Genomic DNA, 18,689 nt, shown 5'->3' with positions numbered 1-18,689 from the left:
TCGAATGGATATTTAGAAAGTGAACTTCACGTCCACGCCATAAGTACGCGGTTCGCCAAGCGCGGTGAACACCTGGTTGGTGAAGCCCCTGATGTCCTGCATGGTGGTGACATAGTGCTTGCCCAGCAGGTTACGGCCCCATGCCGAAACCTTGATGCCCTTCTCCTTGAAATCGAGCGAGGCGTTGGCGTTCACGAGCCAGAACCCTGGCTGGCTGGTCGCGTCCTGCTGGAAGATGTCGAAGTAACGCTTGCCGGTGTAGTTGCCCTGAACGTTGAGCGCCAGCGCATATTGATTATCGTCAATGGGAATGACGGTGGCAGCCGTGTTCAGCGTCCACTTGGCCGCACCGATCAGGCGATGACCATCGACCTGCACGCCGCCGATGATGCCCTTGCCGTACGTTCCATCGAGGTAACCACCGCTGACGTTCAAGCGAAGCGCCCGGACCGGCTGGGCAGTGATATCGAATTCACCCCCCCAGATTGTGGCAGTCGGTGCGTTGAACAGCGTCTGGATGATGCTCTGCTCGAACGAACCGAGGGTCTGCTGGTTTTTGTAGATGTAGTGGAACGCAGCACTATTGATGGTCAGCTTGCGGCCAAGCAACTGGATTTTTTCTCCGATTTCAGCAGCATAGACCTTTTCGGGGCTAGCCGCAGTGATCTGGGCAGGCGAGATCACTGCCAGACCGTTGAAGGACGAACCGCGATAGCCGGTGCTGAAGCTGGCATAGAGCAGCGTGTCGCGGTTCGGCTTGAAGTTGACGCCCAGCTTGTAGCTAACGTTGTTGTCAACACGGCGCTTGATCGGCGATTCCGTGATGGTCACGAGACCTTCTTCCAGATCGGCACCGGTCGTGCCGTCATGGAAGCCAAGGTACGAACGATATTTCGGCAGGCGGCCCACGTCGTGCGTGAAACGAACGCCGCCGACGACTTCGATGGTCGGGGTGATGTGATAGTTAGCGTTCGCATAGACAGCGGAGCTGTCCTTGATCTGGGTCAGATCGTTGACATAGCGGCAGCCAGTGAATTCGTCCTGAGCGCAAGAAGAGTTCAGCGGATGGGCCGGATCGTAGACGCCTTCCAGGAACAGGAATTCGGCGCGCTCGGTAAACCGCACCTTTTCGTGATTGTAATAGGCACCACCCAGCAACTGGAGTGGACCGGCATCATAGGCCAGGCGCAGATCCTGCCCATAGGCATTGACCTGCGAAAGATCCGCAATGTTGATGATCCGAAACGGGGTGTTGTCCACGTCCTCGTCGTTGAACAGCCGACCGTGATCGTAGGAGCTGATCGAGGTCAGCGACAGGCCGTCGGACAGGGTATGCTTGATGGTCAGCGAGACGCTTTCGGTGTTGCTCTTCAGGACCGAACCATTGCCTTTGGCATTTTGATAAAAGCCCAGGTTGCCGCGGTCGAATGCAGGAGTTCCGGTGAAGTTAACGCCTTCGGGACCGTTGCGGCTCGCCTCAGGGATGCCAGACGAACGGACCCGGCCCAGCGAACCGCGCAGGATAATGTCGGTGTCGGTGCTGGGTTGATAGCGAATACTCGCGCGCAGCGAGTAGTTGTCCTTGGCGCCGGTGTCAGGAACGCCCGGTTCGATTTCTTTGCCCCAGCCATCGGCCTTTTCGTAACGCCCCGCAATGCGGACGGCGACTGTGTCGCTCAGCTGCGCGCCGATAGCGCCTTCAGCCAGCTTGCGGTTGTAGTTGCCATAGCCAACGGATGCATAGCCATGCGTACCGTCGAATTGCGGGGTCTGAGTATAGAAACTGACTGCGCCGCCAGTGGCGTTCTTGCCGTAAAGCGTGCCCTGCGGGCCGCGCAGAACTTCGACGCGCTGCAGATCGAACAACTGCAGGGCCTGGACGGCAGCAACGCCCTTATAGACTTCGTCCACGTAGATAGCGATCGGGCTCTGCTGGCTCATCGCATAGTCCGACATGGTGACGCCGCGGATAACGAACGCAGGCTGAACTTCACCAAATGGTGCGGTAAGCGAAACGTTGGGAAGCTGCGCGCCAAGCTGGGTCACGTTGGTGACCTTCGATGCGGTGAGCTGATCGCCCGAGAGAACCGCCAACGAAATCGGCACATCCTGCGCACGGTCCGAGCGCTTCTGCGCTGTCACGACAATATCGCCGCTCGTGTCGATGGCGTCGGCCGAAGACTGCGGCTCAGCAACTTGGGCTTGAGCCAGCGCGGGCGCCGCGCAAGTGACAAGCAAGCAAAATGTCGTAATTTTGAGGATGCTCGACATTTATTTTCCCCTATGATTTCCCTGGCTACGTGCAATTTTCTTTATTGGCTATGAAGAAATATTCGCCTTGTTCGCAAAAATTTGATTTAAGCGAACAATCAAATGAGCAATTCGTTCAAGCAGGCATTTGCCCTTCTGACGGCACATTGCGTCACACTAAGACGCTCGGCTCAGACCCAGGCTGAGCCTTGTTATGCAACTGACATGCAGGTAAGTCAACACGCTTTGTCGCGGTAAAGGGTATGCCATCTCAAGCACGTATGGTTAGCGTTGGCACTGCGCGTTAATCGGACGCAATTCTGCGACAAATCATGTGTAAAGAGGGCACCGTTTGCGGCCGTATCAACCGTCACCCGCGATTCAGCCGCAATCTTTGGGAAACGCGAAATATAGTCACGTACTGCCCTGCGCGAATGTTCAATCAGTCCAAAGGTTGTGGCAGCATCCGATCAAGGGTGCGATCCCGCACGATCGCAACATGATATACGACACCGGCCAAGTGCAGCAGGATCAGGCCATAAATCAGCCATTGCGATGTGAGGTGCAGCCAATGGGCGACCGCCTCGATCTTTGGATCCTTTCCGAAAAGTGCTGGCGTAGGAATCAGATTGAAAAGCGTGGGTGGATAGCCGCCGGCAGTCGATAGCAAGTACCCCGTCACCGGCATTCCGATCAGTGCAGTGAAAAACAGCGCGTAGGTACATTGAGCCAGCCTGTGGTCCCAGGCAGGCTGGCCGGGAAGCGGCGGCGGCGGCGGAGCTATGAGCCGCCAGACCAAACGGATGGCCGTGATTATAAGAACGAACAGCCCGAGCGTCTTATGCCATTCCCATAGTGGGTACAGGGCGGGCGAGTCTGGCTGGACATGCATGACCCAGCCCAAAACGATGACGACCAGCATCACCACGGCCGTCACCCAATGCATCAACTGGTACAGACCACCGTATCGCTGAACCGGCATGGTCGCAGTCGGGGCACCGTCCAGTCCGTCGTTGCTGGAGGCTTCTTGTAGATTGGAAATCATACGACCGTTGCCGCCCTTCCACTGCGTTCAGCCAGCATCGTCATCACCTTTTGCCTTGCGATCAGAATGCGTGCCTGCCTACCGCAAAGCTGCTGCGCGATTGGCTGTCACTCACTCCCGACAACCGTTGATTGTGCGGGGATGACGCTGATCCGAAGGCTTCCGACGTTTTCGACGCTAGCTTCGATCACATCGCCCGCCTGCACCGGACCAACGCCCGCCGGAGTGCCGGTCATGATGATGTCACCGGGATAAAGCGTATAAACTGCGCTGGCGTATTCGATCAGCCGGGCCACGCCGAGAATAAGCAAATCGGTGTTGGCGGATTGCCGATTTTCACCGTTCACCGTGAGGCTCAGCTTGAGCTTGTCGGGATTTTCGATCTCATCAGGTGTAACCAGCCATGGGCCCAACACGCAATAGCCATCCGGCGATTTGCGGTAGCTCGGAACTTCCTGGCCGCGCACCGTCATATCGAGGCCGACCGTGTAACCGGCGATATATCCGAACGCATCGTCACGCGACACGTGGCGAGCCGTCTTGCCGATAACCACGACCAATTCAACTTCATGGTCAGTCCGGCGATCGGCAAAAGCCAAGCTGATATCGTCCTGGGGACCGATCAGGCTGCTGTTCGCCTTCAAGAACAGACCATACGCCTTCAGCGTCGTGTAAGTACGACCGGAATTGATCTCGCTGTCAGCATTCGCCTCGGCGATATGGGCATGATAATTGACCGGCGCGCCGATGATCTTGTTCGGGTTGGCAACCGGGCTCTCAAGCCGAACGTCCGTCAGCGCCACAGTCGGCATATTCGCAATGTCCATGCCGGCTGCGTGAACGGCCGGCAACTGAGCGATAATCGTATCACCTGGTGCCGTGGGCCATGACAGCTGCCGGTCAAACAGGCTTGTGACATCGTGAATCAGATCGCCCCGGACGACACCAATTCGATCATGGTTAAAGCGACAGAATTTCATGGGTCAGCCTTTGCTTTCGCGCCACAAGCCGAGCTTTTCATGAACTGGCTGGTCGGAAAAGATGAACAGAACGGTGTCTTCCACCGCTTCGAAGATCTGGGGGGTCCAGGCGGGCATCGCGAGAATGTCGTGTGCATCAAGCGCGATCCGCGTGCCGCCGACCGTGGCCGTGGCGCTGCCTTCAACCATGACCGCCACGGCACCGGCAGTTGATTTATAGGGCCTGGTCGAGAACCCGGCCGGCAGCAGGCGCATACTTGCCCCGATCGTGGGGATGGCCCAATCACCGCTTGTTGGATTGACGTATTTCAGTGCGAAACCATGATAGGGATCTGGCGCGCTGCCGTGGCGCATACTTTCCAGTGCAGCACGTGTCCGCTCATAGGGATAGTTGAAGATCGGCGAAGTGGCGCGCTTGCCGCAGTCGATGGGCAGCAAGCCCGCGCCGTAGCGCGCGTCGGCGTCGCCTTCTGGCCGAGTTACACCCTGCGCCATTTCGTCGTATTCTTCGCGGAAGCCCGCACCCAGAAATCGGACCAGCGGTACATCAAGACCATCCATCCAGACCACAGGCCCGCCGCCGTCATGGCCGTGATCGTGCCAGGTATTGGCAGGGGTGATAATGAAGTCGCCGGGATGCATGGTGGTGCGCTCGCCGTCGACTGCCGTGAATGCACCCTGCCCCTCGATCACGAAGCGCAGCGCCGACTGGCTATGCCTGTGGGCGGGAGCAACCTCGCCCGGCAGAATAAGCTGGAGGCCGGCATAGATCGTGTCGGTGATCTGCGATGCGCCTGGCAGGCCGGGGTTCTGTAAGACGAGCACGCGACGCTCGGCCTCTTCGGCCGAAATGAGTGAGCCCGCTTCCATAAGGCGGGGCCGAACGTCGGCATAGCGCCAAGCATGGGGAACGGCTTTCGGGCGGGGCTCGCGTGGCACCAGTCCCTTCAGCGACTCCCACAATGGACCAAGGTTCTGCTGGTCGAGCGTCTCGTAAAATGCGGTGCGGTCCGAAATGGGCGATGCAGCAGTACCGCCAGCCACAATCACTCCGCCGTCCTTTCAGCGACGAAACGGCAACCCGACAAGAAATTACCATAACTGAAGAATGACATCTTGACCCCCACTGTCCGATCAGCCGCCGTGTTTCAAATGCCAGAGAGAGGCTGTCTCAAAGCGTATCCGCCCCTGTACAACTTACTTTCAAGTCAGTCAAATTGAGACTAGGCGGCGTGGACAAATTCCACAACGCCACGGTTGCTCTATAAAAGGCCTTGGGGAGGCGCGAGGACGAAGCAAGAGTGGGCCTCTTGCAAGGCCGAGCAACGCTGCCAGGGCCTTTTATAGAGCAACCCCTACGGGGCTGGGCCAAAAACCGCCATTTCCGCGTCGGCTCGTCGCGCAATATTCCAAATATTCCGCTTCCTCGCCTCCTTGAACTGGCGGCTTTTGCCTCCAGCCGTGACGTTGTGGAACTTGTCCACGCCGCCTAAGCCTGCATCGGCCGTCGAGCAAGCGCGTCGTCCGGTGTTTGTGAATGCGCAAACGATGCTCAGGGGGTACGGTGGCCCCGCACGGCACATCCGATCCGCGCGAATGGTCCGAGAGGCAGTAGGCCGCAGTCGTCGCTTTGAGCCAGAGCAGAATCCGATCAATCTGGCCCATATCCGGCGGCGGTGCAGTAGTTTGCACGTTCGCAAGGTGTGCGACGCGAAGCCTCACAGTTTCCCGGTGAGTTCGGGGACCAGTGTGAAGAGGTCGCCGACGAGGCCGAGGTCTGCGACCTGGAAGATGGGGGCGTCTTCGTCCTTGTTGATAGCGATGATGGTCTTGGAGTCCTTCATCCCGGCAAGGTGCTGGATCGCGCCTGAGATGCCGACCGCGATATAGACGTCGGGCGCCACGATCTTGCCGGTCTGGCCAACCTGGTAATCGTTGGGCACGTAGCCTGCGTCGACCGCTGCGCGGCTCGCGCCGATGCCTGCGCCAAGCTTGTCCGCCAGCGGTGTGATAATCTGTTCGAACGTGGCTGCGTCCTTCAATGCGCGGCCGCCCGAGACGATGATCTTGGCGCTGGTCAGTTCCGGGCGTTCGCTCTTGGCGATCTCGGCGCTAACGAAGCTGCTCAGGCCACTGTCAGGTGTGGCGCTGACCGTCTCGACGCTGGCGCTGCCGCCGGCGGCCTCGGCGTTGGCAAACGCGGTGCTGCGCACGGTAATGACCAGCTTGGCGTCGCTCGATTCGACCGTGGCGATGGCGTTGCCCGCATAGATTGGACGGGTGAAGGTCTTGGGACCCTCTACTGAGAGGATGTCCGAGACCTGCATCACATCGAGCAGCGCGGCGACGCGCGGCGAAACGTTCTTGCCGGTGGTCGTGGCGGGCGCGACGAAGGCGTCGTAGTCCGCCATCACGCCCGCGATCAGCGGTGCGAGGTTTTCTGCCAGCGCATTGGCATAGGCCGAGTCATCGGCTTTCAGCACCTTGGCCACGCCCACGATCTGCGCGGCGGCCTGGGCAGCCCCGTCGCAACCTTCACCTGCGACCAGCGCGGTCACTGCGCCAAGCTGGCTGGCAGCGGTGATCGCCGCCAGCGTTGCATCCTTGACCGATGCATTGTCGTATTCGACCAGAACGAGTGTCTTCATCTGTCTATCCTCTGATCCGTTCGTCCTGAGGCAGAAACCTGGAAACTCGAAGGACGCGGGCAAGACGTGCGGGCTTCGACAAGCTCAGCCCGAATGGGGAATGGGAGATGGGGCAGCCCTCAGGCTACTCCCATTTCCTTGAGCTTGGCGACCAGTGCATCAACGTCTGCAACCTTGATCCCGGCGCTACGCGCCGGCGGTTCGCTGACCTTGAGCGTCTTGAGACGCGGCGCGGGATCGACGCCGTAATCCGCCGGAGCCTTGTTGGCGAGCGGCTTGGACTTGGCCTTCATGATGTTGGGCAGCGAAGCATAGCGCGGCTCGTTCAGGCGTAAGTCGGTGGTGACCACCGCGGGCAGCGCCAGTTTCACCGTCTGCAGACCGCCGTCGATCTCGCGCTTGACCACGACCGCGTCGCCTTCGACGCTAATCTCGTTGGCAAAGGTGCCCTGCGGCCGTCCGAGTAACGCCGCAACCATCTGGCCGACCTGGTTCGAATCGTCGTCGATCGCCTGCTTGCCGGTCACAATCAGGCCGGGAGCCTCCTCGCCCGCGACGCCTGCAATAATCTTGGCCACCGCCAGCGGCTCGACTTCGTCTTCGCTCAGCACCAAAATAGCCCGGTCCGCCCCCATCGCCAGCGCCGTGCGCAAGGTCTCCTGCGCCTTCTGCGGCCCCACCGACACCGCCACGATCTCGGTCACCACGCCCTTTTCTTTCAGACGAATGGTTTCCTCAACCGCAATTTCGTCAAACGGGTTCATGCTCATCTTCACGTTCGACAAATCAACGCCAGAACCATCGCTCTTCACACGAGGTTTCACGTTGTAATCTATCACGCGCTTCACGCAAACCAGGGCCTTCATCGGAATATTGCTCCAATTTATTAATTACGATCATTATCAGAATAACGATACGATCTTTAAACCGAAGATCGATTTCGGCGTGCCCATGATCAAGGACCAGCGCATCCCCCCCAATGATCCATATGATATATATCTTCTTACTAGTTTCGTGCATCGCGCTGAACGAACAGTTTCGGGCATAAATCTCTGCTCAATCTCAAAGTCGGTATGCCTCCAGAAATTATAGGCGTTGGAGACATCGGCTATGAAATCCCGAAATTAGTTCTCACATAGTATGCCCAAGTACCGGCGCGCGCGATCCTGTCTTGATTACCGTAGATTTCAGCTCGGTATACTCATGAAGACCTTCGAGGCCATTCTCTCTACCAAGGCCGCTTTGCTTGAAGCCACCAAGCGGCATCTGCGGCGCACCTTCCAGATAGGTGTTCACGAATACAGTGCCGCTCCGAAGGCAACGCGAGACTGTCAGCGCCTTGTCGATGTCCTTGGTCCAAACCCCGTTCGCCAGACCGTATTCGGTATCGTTGGCTAGACTCACGGCCTCGTCAGCGGTGTCGAACGTGGTGACGCTCAGCACCGGCCCAAACACCTCATCACGGAAAAGTCGCATGTCGGGCCGCACGTCAGTCATCACAGTCGGTGCCATGTAAAACCCGTTCTCGAACTCGCCCCCCAGCCGCTTGCCACCCGCCACGAGCGTCGCGCCCTCTTCCTGCGCAGTCTTGACGTGCCGCACCAAGCTCTCGACATGACCTTGATGAATGAGGCTGGCGATATCGGTATCTTCATTCAGCGGCAGCCCGATCCGAAGACGCCCAGCGCGGGCAGCGAGTTGCTCAACGAACGCCGCTGCGATTGAGGATTCAACCAGCAAGCGCGAGCCAGCGACGCACAACTGACCTTGGTTAAAGGTAAATCCGAGGAGCACACCATCGAGCGCGGCTTCTATGTCGGCGTCGGCGAAGACGATGTTGGCGCCTTTTCCGCCCAGTTCCAGAGCCACCTTCTTGACAGTGTCTGCAGCAGCGCGAAGAATCTGCTTGCCTACGCGGGTCGAGCCTGTGAAGGAGATTAGGTCTACATCGGGGTGGGCTACGATCGCGCTGCCGACTGCATCGCCCGTTCCCGTGACCACGTTGATGACCCCGGCGGGAACCCCTGCCTGCGTGGCGAGTGCGGCCACCTCCAGCGACGTGCCGGATGTAAACTCGGACGGCTTCAACACGACGGTACAACCCGCCGCGAGCGCATATGGCAATTTCTGGAAGAGCGTAAGAAGCGGAAAGTTCCAGGGCGTGATAAGGCCAACGACACCGCAAGGCTCACGGGTTACCAGACCCAGCTTGTCGGGGCCGAGATGCGTGAATGCCTCACCAGAAAGCTGCCAGGCCAAGGCAGCAGCGAAACGGGTCAGGTTCGCCGCTCCCATCACTTCGCCTCGAGCAAACCGGATCGGCTTGCCGACTTCCTCGGCTTCAATGGTGGCCAGCTTCTCGACATTGGCCTCGAGCAGATCGGCAAAGCGATTCAGGATTGTTGCCCGACGTTCACCTGTCGAATTGCCCCACTCCCCATTGAACGCCGAACGGGCCGCTGCCACGGCGGCGTCGACATCGTGCTGGTTGCCAGCGGCGTAATCGGCGAGATGGCCGCCATGCGCGGAAGAATGGCGGGCGATTACGCCCTGCCCCAAGCTCTTCTTAGGTCCGCCGTCAATGTAATGATTGTAGCTGCGAACAACTGACATCCGAATAAACCTCGTTTTATGTTCAGACGGCTGAAGAATGGTTGGCCTCACCAGATCTCGGCGAGCGCGCTCATCACCAGTGAGCGGAAAAATTGGCTGGATGCCCACGGTCTTCCGCCGCCCACCCAGAAACGTGGCGTCGGAGTAAGTCTGATGCCAACTGCCACGTCAGTCAATCCACCCCCCAAAAAATAAACCTCCGTGATTTCAACACAATAGTGGATGACTTCACACAAAAGTTTAACGCCGAAAATTCCTTGCCTGACTTGTAAGTAAGTGTCATAAGAATCGAGGCATCCCGAGCGGAGGGCAATGCATCAATCTGTCGCCGCGAATGTGGCTGAGGGAGCGTAATGGTGGACGGACGGAAAAGACTGGCGGTAATCGGCTTCGGCGCCATGGCCCGGAACCTTCGCGCGTCATTCAGGCGCTCGGGCGGTGCGTTCGATATCGCCGCTGCCCTTGTTAGCGAAGCAAATGCTCTCAACGCCGCCGCCGAAGATCAGATGCAGTTTTTGCACGATCCACTTGCCCTAATTGCATGGAAACCTTCTCTGGTCATCGAATGCGCAAGCCATGGTGCCGTTCGTGACGCCGTTCCTGTTCTGCTCCGCGCCGGTATCAGCACGGTTATTGTTTCCATCGGCAGCCTGGCCGATCCGCTGTTGCGGAGCGAACTGGAAGCTGCTGCGGTGGCGGGCAACAGCAGGCTTACGCTCGCGTCGGGCGCGATCGGTGGACTTGATGTTTTGCGCGCCGCAAGGCTCGCTGGCCTGTCGTCTGTCCAATATGTCGGAACCAAGCCGCCTGCCGCCTGGCGGGGGACAGCGGCTGAAACTCTTTGCGACCTCTCATCCGTTTCCGGTCGCACCACATTTTTTGAAGGAAACGCGGAGGAGGCTTCGCGCCTCTTCCCGAAGAATGCGAACGTTACGGCTGCCGTCGCGCTAGCCGGCATTGGATTCCAGCAAACAAGGGTAAGCCTTGTGGCGGACGCCCAAGGTCATCTGAACAGCCATCAGGTTACGGCATGCGGTGCCTTTGGTGATTTCAAGATTTGTTTGCATAATGAGCCGCTTGCGGAAAACCCGAAGACATCCAGATTGGCCGCGCTCAGTATCGAACAGGCCATCATGCGTCACTTCGATCCCATCGAAATGTAATAGGGAAACAGTGATCGCGTAGGATGCAACTCGATCTCTTCGCCAACTCGGGCATCGGAATAGACCCTACTAGCTATGTTGAGGCAAATCATGACTTCCACGTCAGATGAAATCTACGATGCCCTCATAATCGGCGCTGGCCCTTCGGGAGCAGTGACGGCGCATACGCTGGCGATGGCGGGGCTAAAGGTCATCTGCCTAGAGCAGGGGGACTATGTTCTGCCGTCCGACTACGCCGCCAATTTCGACATGTGGGAACTGGTCGCACGGGGGCATTGGGCCGCAGAACCGAACCATCGCCGCAATCCGGCGGATTATCCGCTGGAAGTGAGCGATACCGATCTTTCGCCCTCGATGTACAGCGCTGTCGGCGGGTCCAGCATCCACTACAGCGCATTGTGGGCGCGGCTGTCCCCATCGGACTTCCGCGTGCGGACGCTGGACGGCGTGGCTGAAGACTGGCCGATCAACTACACCGAACTGGCGCCGTATTACGCAGAGATCGACAATTTCATCGGTGTTTCCGGCATGGAAGGCGATCCCGCGTTTCCGGAAGGCTACGTGCCTCCCCTGCCGCCGATGCCGCTCGGCAAATATGGCATGAAAGCTGCGGAATCGATGAATGCGCTGGGCTGGCACTGGTGGCCGCACGCAAATGCTATCCCCAGCCAGAAGATCGGCAACCTTGCCGCCTGCGCTCGCTGGGGCACCTGCACGCAGGGTTGCCCGGAAGGGGCCAAGGCATCGTTCGATCTGGCCTACTGGCCAAACGCAATCAAGGCCGGCACCAAACTGGTAACCGGCGCGCGCGTGTCACGCATCACTGTCGACGACACAGGCGCTGCGACCGGTGCCGAGTGGATCAAGAATGGTGAGCGATTCCAGACCAGGGCCAAACAGGTTGTGGTCTGCGCGAACGGTATCGGCACCCCCCGTCTGCTGCTGCTGTCAGCCTCGGAACGCCACCCTGACGGACTGGCCAATTCTTCGGGCCTCGTCGGCAAAAACCTGATGCTGCATCCCAATTGCGCCGTGATCGGCTATTACGAAGACGATCTGGAATCCTGGCGCGGCCCGGCAGGATCGGCCATCAGTTCGATGCAATTTGCCGAAACCGACAAGTCGCGCGGCTTCGTTCGCGGGTCCAAGCTGCACGCGTGCCCCACGCCGGGCCTGATGTTCAGCGGCGTGGACGCGCATCGCCTGCTGCCGTTCGATCAGTTGTGGGGCGCAAACTTCCACAACGTGATCCGCGACGGGCGCAGCGCAATCTTCTGGGCGGCGAATATCGACGACCTGCCCGAGGAGACCAACCGGGTCACGCTTGATCCTGTACTTTGTGACAGCGACGGTATCCCGGCACCCAAGATCAGCTACCGGTTCAGCGAGAACACGCTGAAGTGCCGCGATTTTACCGTCGCGCGGATGACCGACATCCATCTTGCCGGTGGCGCAAAGAAGGTCATTCCGATCACCGATCTGCAGGGCGAACCCGGCCATCTGCTTGGCACGGCGCGGATGGGCAGCGATCCCGCGACGTCCGTGGTCGACGAATTTGGCCGAGCGCACGATTGCCCCAATCTGGTGATCTCCGATGGAAGCATTTTCGTGACCGGCGGCTCTGCCAATCCGACCAGCACCATTACCGCGCTCGCTCTGCGCAATGCGCGGAAGCTCGTCGAAACTCTGCAGGGGGGGAATTGAAACATGGTAAACAGCGTGAATAGCGATCTGCCGGACCGCCTGTCGGTCTCGCGCATGCGCAAGGCGCCGCCTCGCCCGATTACGGACGAGGAAATGGCGACGATCATCCGCGTCGCCGATACGTTGATTCCGCCTGGGGCTGGCGTGCTGTCAGGCAGTGCGATCAGCAATTTCGAATCGCTCGTCACCCGCGCTGCGGCGATCCTGGACAAGAGCTTCCCTGATCTGGTCGCGGCACTGGCCACGCTAGCCCCCGTGCCGGACGATAAGTTGTGGGAAGTGCTGGAAGGTATGTCCGCGAAGAACGATCCGGGCTTCGTCACGCTGACGACGGTTATCAGTGGGGCATATCTGTATTCTGACGAGATGCGTGCGCAACTCAACTATCCGGTGCCGCACCGCAATCCGCCTGACTTTTTCGATGCTGCAGACGAACTCTCGAGCGGCATCCTCGATCAGGTCATGGCCAGCGATTTTACTTACATAAAGGTCGACTGACCAGGTCTGAGCAAACCGTCATCCACAACGCCTCAAGGCACCCAATTCGCGCCAGCGCGAGCAGAAATAGAGAAGTATCATGGAACAGGAAACCTTGTTGAAAGGCTATCTCAACGAAGGTCGGCGCGAAGGCGTTGTCCTGCCCGCCACTACGGGTCCGCTCAAGACGATCGTTGGCTTTGGCGAAATCCGTATGAGGGTTGCTCGCTATCAGGATGAGTACGCATCGTTCTCGGTCGTCGAAATGGAACTCGGCCAGGGCGAATCCGTCCCGCGCCACACCAACACGCTGAATGAGCGGACCTTGATCTGCTATGGCGGCGAAGGCGTGGTCAAGGGCGGCGGCAAGGACACGCCCTTCAAGCAAGGCGGCAGCTTGTTCGTCAGCCGGGGCGCTTATGTCGAAATAATTCAGCAGGGTGCGGAGCCGCTGCGCTTCACGACGATCTCGCTCGTGCCCGATGCTGCGGCCGCAGATGACCTGTTCCCACTCAACCTCAAGGGGTTGGTCATTGGTGACGGTGCCGATGCGCCGGGCGCCCAGGTTCTGCTGGAGCAGGAGGAAGAGGGTTTCCAGTATTGGCAGGCAGCGCCAAGCCTGGGCTATATTACGATGAAGTTCGAAGAAGAGATGCCGCATGATTACTATTTCAGCATCTCCTCGCAGACGCTGGACCCCGGATCGCAGGTTCGTCACCACGGGCATGTCAAGTCCACCGAGGTCGCCGTTTGCACGCGCGGACGCGGCCGTGCCGTGATCTTCGATACAGAACTGGAATATGGTCTGGGCGATCTGCTGATTTTCCCGCCGACCGTCACGCATCACTTCATCAACGATAGCGGTGAACCCTGGACATACACCGGGATTTTCACCCCGCGCAGCGTTGAAGATGCGCTGCGCAAGACCGGCGTGCGCAAGCTGCCGGGCATGGAACGCCCCGTCGACATTCCAAGGAACCCCCAGACCGAGCGCATGCTGGTCGAGGAATACGGCTTCATTATCCCGGGCATCTCCTAAGCCGCCCAGCAATTGACCGTAAACCGGCTCACGATAGGAATTTCAATGTCTCTGCCTCTCGAAGGAATCAAGATCTGTGACCTTTCGCAGATCATGTTCGGCCCGTGCGGAACCCAGGTGCTGGGCGATTATGGCGCGGACATCATCAAGATCGAAAACCCCAAATCGGGCGACATCAGCCGGATGATCGATCGCTTTGCGGCTCCCGGCACGGAAAGCGCCAACTTCATGGCGATGAACCGCAACAAGCGCAGTCTGGCGATCGACCTGAAGGCGAGCGAAGGTCTTGAAGTCGTCAAGAAGATCGCACGTGAATCGGATGTATTCGTTCACAACTTTCGCCCCGGCGTGGTCGAGCGAATGGGCTTGGGTTACGAGGCCCTGAAAGCCGAAAATGAGGACCTGATCTACATCGAAGGGTCCGGGTTCGGATCGACCGGGCCGCTGCGTGGCAAGGGCGGCATGGACTTCGTGGTTCAGGCAATGGCGGGCATCTGTGACGGCAACCGCGACGCTGAAGGCCGGCCGCAATTGTTCCCGGTTTCCGGCGCCGACTTTTCGGCCGGCATGATCTTGGTCCAAGGCGTTTTGATGGCATTGTACCACCGCGAACGGACAGGCCGCGGGCAGAAGATCGATATCAACCTGCTGGACGTCTACTTCCTGATGCAACAGCAGGAAGTCACCCAGAAGTTGCGGTCGGGCAAGCATTTCAACCCGCTCGTCCAGGATCCAATGGATATCTTCGCGACCACCGACGGCCACATCGCCGTCCTGGCTGTGCTTCGCCCCAATCCGGTCTCGGACATCTGCCAGGCGCTGGAGATCGAAGACATCACCAAGACGCCCGAATTGGCCACGCGTGAGCAGCAAATGGGCAATCGCAAGCTCTATCGCGAAAAGATCGGCGCGGGCTTCGCGAAATATAGCAGTGCCGAGTGCGAGCGCCGCCTGGAGGCTGCGGGTATCCTGTCGAGCATAGTGCTCGACCTGGGAGAAGCGCTCGCGCACCCGCAGGTCGAGGCCAACGGCAGCCTGATCACGCTGGACCATCCCACCGAAGGTCCGTTGCGGACCATGGGCAGTGCGATCAAGTCGTCCGAAACGCCGCAGATCGCGCTCGTTCCGCCGCCACTGCTCGGCCAGCATTCGGCACAGGTTCTTGCCGAATACGGTTTTTCGACAGACGAAATCGCCGACCTCACGGCGCGGCAGGTAATCTCCGACAATTCGGCGCGTGCAAGTGCAGGTCTTGGCTTTGCCCGAGACAAGTCGCTGTCCGAAGCCTGATTAACGCGAGGGTCGTGAGATGACATTGGCTTACAACAAGGAAGGGTCCGGAGATCGCACGGTTCTGTGCATCACCGGACTGAACGGTCACGCCGGTTTCTGGACGAACTTCCGCAAGGCGCTTTCCGAAACCTGCACGGTAATCAGCTTCGACCAGCGCGGCTGCGGTGACAACCGCGCTGTTGCCGGTGAGCACACGCTGGCCGAGATCGTGTCGGATACCGTCGCCGTCCTCGACGACGCTGGCGTGGAAAGCGCCATCGTGGTGGGCCATTCGATGGGCGGCGTCATTACCCAGTTCCTCGCTCTTGATCATCCCGAGCGCGTGCGCGCCGCCGTGTTCAGCGGCACGTTCTGCGTGTTCGACTGGTACATGCAGAACACCAACAACTTGCGCATGGCCCTGCTGAACAAGGTCGGGACGGAAGACTGCGCGCGATTTTCTGCGATGTTGGCGATGCCAGGCGGCAATGTCATGGATGAGCGCTACGACCTTCACAGTCGCATAACCAAAGTCTCCTCCAAGGCCCCGGATGACGTCGTCATGGGCCGCATGCGCGCGCCTTATGGATTCGACCGCCGCGCAGAGCTTCCGCGGATCACAGCGCCTTCACTGGTCATCGGTGCGTCGGACGATCTGCTCGCTCCGCTCTACCAGTCGCAATTGATCGCCGATGCGATTCCGGATGCGCGGCTGGAAGTCATGGATGGCGGGCACTTTTTCCCGAACACCCGACCGGAGACGTACCTGGAAAAGGTCGTTCCTTTCATCATGTCCCAGCCGGTCGACTGAAGACGCATCGACCGGACCGCCGTCCCTGGCTCTGGACGGCCATGCCCCTTGCGGCAACCGAAACGCCACGGAAGGATTTTCACTTGCCCGATATTGAAACGCCCGGCTCTGGCAATGCGGAGACCGCGGCAGAAGCGGACGTTTTCGATGTCGTCGTCGTCGGTTCGGGCGCTGCGGCGTTAACCGCTGCCATGACGGCAGCCGTCGCGGGCAAAACTGTCAGGATCGTTGAGAAGACGGACAAGATCGGTGGCACCAGCGCCATGTCCGGCGGCATGACCTGGGTTCCGGCCAACCATTATGCCGCGGCCGCAGGAATCGAGGACAGTCCGGCGGAAGCGCTGACCTACATGCGCGCGGCCCACCCGCCCGGATGGCAGGAAACCGAAGACGAACTCTGGACCCGTCAGATGACGGAAGGGCCGGAGATGCTGCGCTTCGTCGAGGCCAATTGCCCGCTGCGCTTCAGCCTCACGAATACGCCCGATCCGTTTCAGGAACTGCCCGGTGCAAAATCGTGCCGGGTCCTTTCGGTCGAGCCGATCAGCAAGAAGATATTGGGCAAATACCGCCGCAAGATTCGCAAATCGACGATACCTCAGCGGATGACGGTGGATGAGACGATGGCCGCCAATCTCTTCCGGCATCCGGTGCTGGGAATGATCAAGAGCTGGCCGATCCTGCTTCGCCGCTGGGCCACCGATTCCATCGCGCAGGGCGGCGGGCTGATAGTCGGCCTGCTGAAGGGCTGCCTCGACGCTGGTTGCACGATCGAACTTTCGAGCCGGGCCGTTGCGCTCACAGTCGACGAGAGCGGCGTGGTTGATGGAGTGGAGGTGGAACACGATGGCCGCCGCCGCACTTTGCGCGCGCGCATGGGCGTTGTCCTGGCATCGGGCGGATTTGAATGGGACGCGCAGATGCTCGCAAAGCATTTTCCCAGTGAAATCGACTTTCGCAGCGGCCCTAGCAGCAACGAAGGCGACGGGCACAAGATGGCGGAGGCGGTGGGCGCCACCTTCGCGCACATGGATCAGGGCAACATCGTCATCCAGCCGCCCGTTCGCTATGAGGGGAAGCTCCACGGTCTGCCGCTGCGCATTCACGCAGAACCCGACGCGATCATCGTTGACCGGAACGGCCGCCGCTTTGCCAGCGAATATGAATTCTGGGTCTATGACAGGATCATGGATCTCGATGAAAATGGTGAGTTGATCCACCAGCCTGCGTGGGTCATCAGCCATTGGCCGATGGTCAAGCGATCACCGCTGGTGGGCTGGTATCGCTTCTTCAAATCCGGCTGGCTGCTGAAGGCCAGGACGCTGGACGAACTGGCCAGGCTCACCAACCTGCCGGTCGACAACCTCAAGGAAACCGTCGCGCGGTTCAACGGCTTTGCCCGCGGCGGGGTCGATCTCGATTTCGGTCGCGGTCAAAGCAATATCTACGAAAAGTCGCTGGCCGACAGTCTCGGCCTGATGGATGAAATCAACCGGCCACCTTATGTCGCATACCGGTTCAGGCCCTCGCTGCTCGGGACCAAGGGCGGCGTTCGGACAGACAGTTCGGGACAGGCTCTGCGCGCTGACGGTTCACCCATTCCCGGCCTCTATTGCGCCGGCAACACGATGGCCAACCCCACCGGCGCGCGGACGCCAAGTCAGGGTGGCACCACGATCGGCCCATACATGGCGTGGGGTTACATATGCGCCCGTTCGCTGATGCAGAGAAACCGCTCATGACGGCAACCTCGCTCCCGTCCTACTATCCACCCCAGACGAAGGAACACGTCATGACAGATGGCAAGAGCACTGCCGGCGCTCAGGAAAGCTTGGCGGACAGGATCTCGATGCAGCGGCACGGCGACCACGTCGTCGTCATCCGCTTCAACCGACCGGACAAGAAGAATGCCTTCCACAGCTCGATGATGATCGAGCTGGGCCGACTCCTTGCCGAACTGGAAGAGGACCACTCCGTGCGTTGCGTGGTGTTGACGGGCGGCGAGTCGTGCTTCGCGGCGGGTGCAGATATCAAGGAAATGATCACCTTCGGCGCCGCCGTCGTCGCCAATTCGCCCGCTCGGGTCGCTGCATGGAAGAGCATTGAAAACTTCGCAAAACCGCTGATCGCGGCCGTCAACGGCTTGGCCTTCGGCGCTGGCTGTGAGCTTGCGCTGCTGTGCGATTTCATTATTGCCGGCTCGAACGCATCGTTCTGCCAGCCTGAAATCAAGATCGGCGGGATGCCGGGCGATGGTGGGTCGCAACGCCTGCCGCGCAAACTCCCGGCCAACGTCGCAGCCTATCTGCTGCTGACAGGCGATCCAATCGGCGCGCAACAAGCCATGCAACTCGGCTTGGTCGTGGAAATGTGCGAACCGGATCAGACGATCGATCGCGCTATTGCCATCGCAAACTCGATTGCCGAACGCGCGCCGGCAGCAGCGCGCGCCGTGAAGGCCTGTATCGCCAATGCGGTCGGCGCAACGCCCGAAAACGGTTTGGTGTTCGAACGAAACGCTATCAATGCGCTTTCCGAAACGGCGGACTCGAAGGAAGGCATGCGCGCCTTTCTTGAAAAGCGACCGCCTCAATTCACGGGTCGCTAAGCCAACCATTTCTCATGTGTGTGTGGGTGTGTCGGCGCCGTCGTGGGCGGCGCCAGCACCGGCAGGCCAGGGCCGCGAG

15 protein-coding genes are annotated in these 18,689 nt (G+C 59.6%); 8 read left to right on the top strand and 7 right to left on the bottom strand.

What is annotated here, in order from left to right; translation table 11 throughout:
- Window positions 1–12: 12 nt before the first annotated feature.
- The 7 genes from R9J51_RS06570 to R9J51_RS06540 all read right to left on the bottom strand — a co-directional run bounded on the left by R9J51_RS06570 (window position 13) and on the right by R9J51_RS06540 (window position 9,536).
- Window positions 13–2,271: a TonB-dependent receptor gene (locus R9J51_RS06570; protein WP_179506179.1), complete on the bottom strand. Its 2,259-nt coding sequence runs from the start codon at window positions 2,269–2,271 to the stop codon at window positions 13–15.
- A gap of 421 nt (window positions 2,272–2,692) precedes the next feature.
- Complete coding sequence (locus tag R9J51_RS06565; protein ID WP_179506178.1) at window positions 2,693–3,295, bottom strand: cytochrome b; 603 nt, start codon at window positions 3,293–3,295, stop codon at window positions 2,693–2,695.
- Between the two features lie 107 nt (window positions 3,296–3,402).
- Window positions 3,403–4,275 (bottom strand): fumarylacetoacetate hydrolase family protein, encoded by an 873-nt coding sequence (locus tag R9J51_RS06560; RefSeq protein WP_179506177.1) that lies wholly within the window; start codon window positions 4,273–4,275, stop codon window positions 3,403–3,405.
- A gap of 3 nt (window positions 4,276–4,278) precedes the next feature.
- Window positions 4,279–5,325, bottom strand: coding sequence for a gentisate 1,2-dioxygenase (gtdA, locus tag R9J51_RS06555; RefSeq protein ID WP_432787904.1), 1,047 nt, complete (start codon window positions 5,323–5,325; stop codon window positions 4,279–4,281).
- A 668-nt stretch (window positions 5,326–5,993) separates the two neighbouring features.
- Entirely contained in the window at window positions 5,994–6,923 is a 930-nt protein-coding gene (locus R9J51_RS06550; protein WP_179506176.1) for an electron transfer flavoprotein subunit alpha/FixB family protein, read from the bottom strand.
- 119 nt (window positions 6,924–7,042) lie between these two features.
- Window positions 7,043–7,789: an electron transfer flavoprotein subunit beta/FixA family protein gene (locus tag R9J51_RS06545; protein WP_179506175.1), complete on the bottom strand. Its 747-nt coding sequence runs from the start codon at window positions 7,787–7,789 to the stop codon at window positions 7,043–7,045.
- A 265-nt stretch (window positions 7,790–8,054) separates the two neighbouring features.
- Window positions 8,055–9,536 (bottom strand): aldehyde dehydrogenase family protein, encoded by a 1,482-nt coding sequence (locus tag R9J51_RS06540; RefSeq protein WP_179506174.1) that lies wholly within the window; start codon window positions 9,534–9,536, stop codon window positions 8,055–8,057.
- 353 nt (window positions 9,537–9,889) lie between these two features.
- On the opposite strand from R9J51_RS06540, the gene R9J51_RS06535 reads away from it, so the two are divergent.
- The 8 genes from R9J51_RS06535 (at window position 9,890) to R9J51_RS06500 (ending at window position 18,610) form a co-directional block, all read left to right on the top strand.
- The gene (locus R9J51_RS06535) at window positions 9,890–10,699 is read left to right on the top strand and encodes an aspartate dehydrogenase (protein WP_179506173.1); all 810 of its coding nucleotides are present in this window, start codon (window positions 9,890–9,892) and stop codon (window positions 10,697–10,699) included.
- 90 nt (window positions 10,700–10,789) lie between these two features.
- The gene (locus R9J51_RS06530) at window positions 10,790–12,403 is read left to right on the top strand and encodes a GMC family oxidoreductase (RefSeq protein WP_179506172.1); all 1,614 of its coding nucleotides are present in this window, start codon (window positions 10,790–10,792) and stop codon (window positions 12,401–12,403) included.
- 15 nt (window positions 12,404–12,418) lie between these two features.
- A complete protein-coding gene (locus R9J51_RS06525; RefSeq protein ID WP_432787903.1) occupies window positions 12,419–12,901 on the top strand; it encodes a hypothetical protein in 483 nt (160 codons plus the stop codon).
- A gap of 79 nt (window positions 12,902–12,980) precedes the next feature.
- The gene (locus R9J51_RS06520; RefSeq protein WP_179506171.1) at window positions 12,981–13,919 is read left to right on the top strand and encodes a cupin domain-containing protein; all 939 of its coding nucleotides are present in this window, start codon (window positions 12,981–12,983) and stop codon (window positions 13,917–13,919) included.
- Window positions 13,920–13,964: 45 nt separating this feature from the next.
- Complete coding sequence (locus tag R9J51_RS06515; RefSeq protein ID WP_179506170.1) at window positions 13,965–15,209, top strand: CaiB/BaiF CoA transferase family protein; 1,245 nt, start codon at window positions 13,965–13,967, stop codon at window positions 15,207–15,209.
- A gap of 19 nt (window positions 15,210–15,228) precedes the next feature.
- On the top strand, window positions 15,229–16,002 hold the full coding sequence (locus R9J51_RS06510) for an alpha/beta fold hydrolase (protein WP_179506169.1): 774 nt from the start codon (window positions 15,229–15,231) through the stop codon (window positions 16,000–16,002).
- An 83-nt stretch (window positions 16,003–16,085) separates the two neighbouring features.
- Window positions 16,086–17,744: an FAD-dependent oxidoreductase gene (locus R9J51_RS06505; RefSeq protein WP_218843547.1), complete on the top strand. Its 1,659-nt coding sequence runs from the start codon at window positions 16,086–16,088 to the stop codon at window positions 17,742–17,744.
- 50 nt (window positions 17,745–17,794) lie between these two features.
- Window positions 17,795–18,610: an enoyl-CoA hydratase-related protein gene (locus tag R9J51_RS06500; protein WP_179506167.1), complete on the top strand. Its 816-nt coding sequence runs from the start codon at window positions 17,795–17,797 to the stop codon at window positions 18,608–18,610.
- Window positions 18,611–18,689 lie beyond the last annotated feature (79 nt).

Source organism: Novosphingobium rhizosphaerae (assembly GCF_050920675.1).
In the GTDB taxonomy this organism is placed as follows: Bacteria; Pseudomonadota; Alphaproteobacteria; order Sphingomonadales; family Sphingomonadaceae; genus Novosphingobium; species Novosphingobium rhizosphaerae.
Note: the sequence above shows the minus strand (reverse complement) of the source record. Positions and strands in the feature narration are given on the sequence as shown.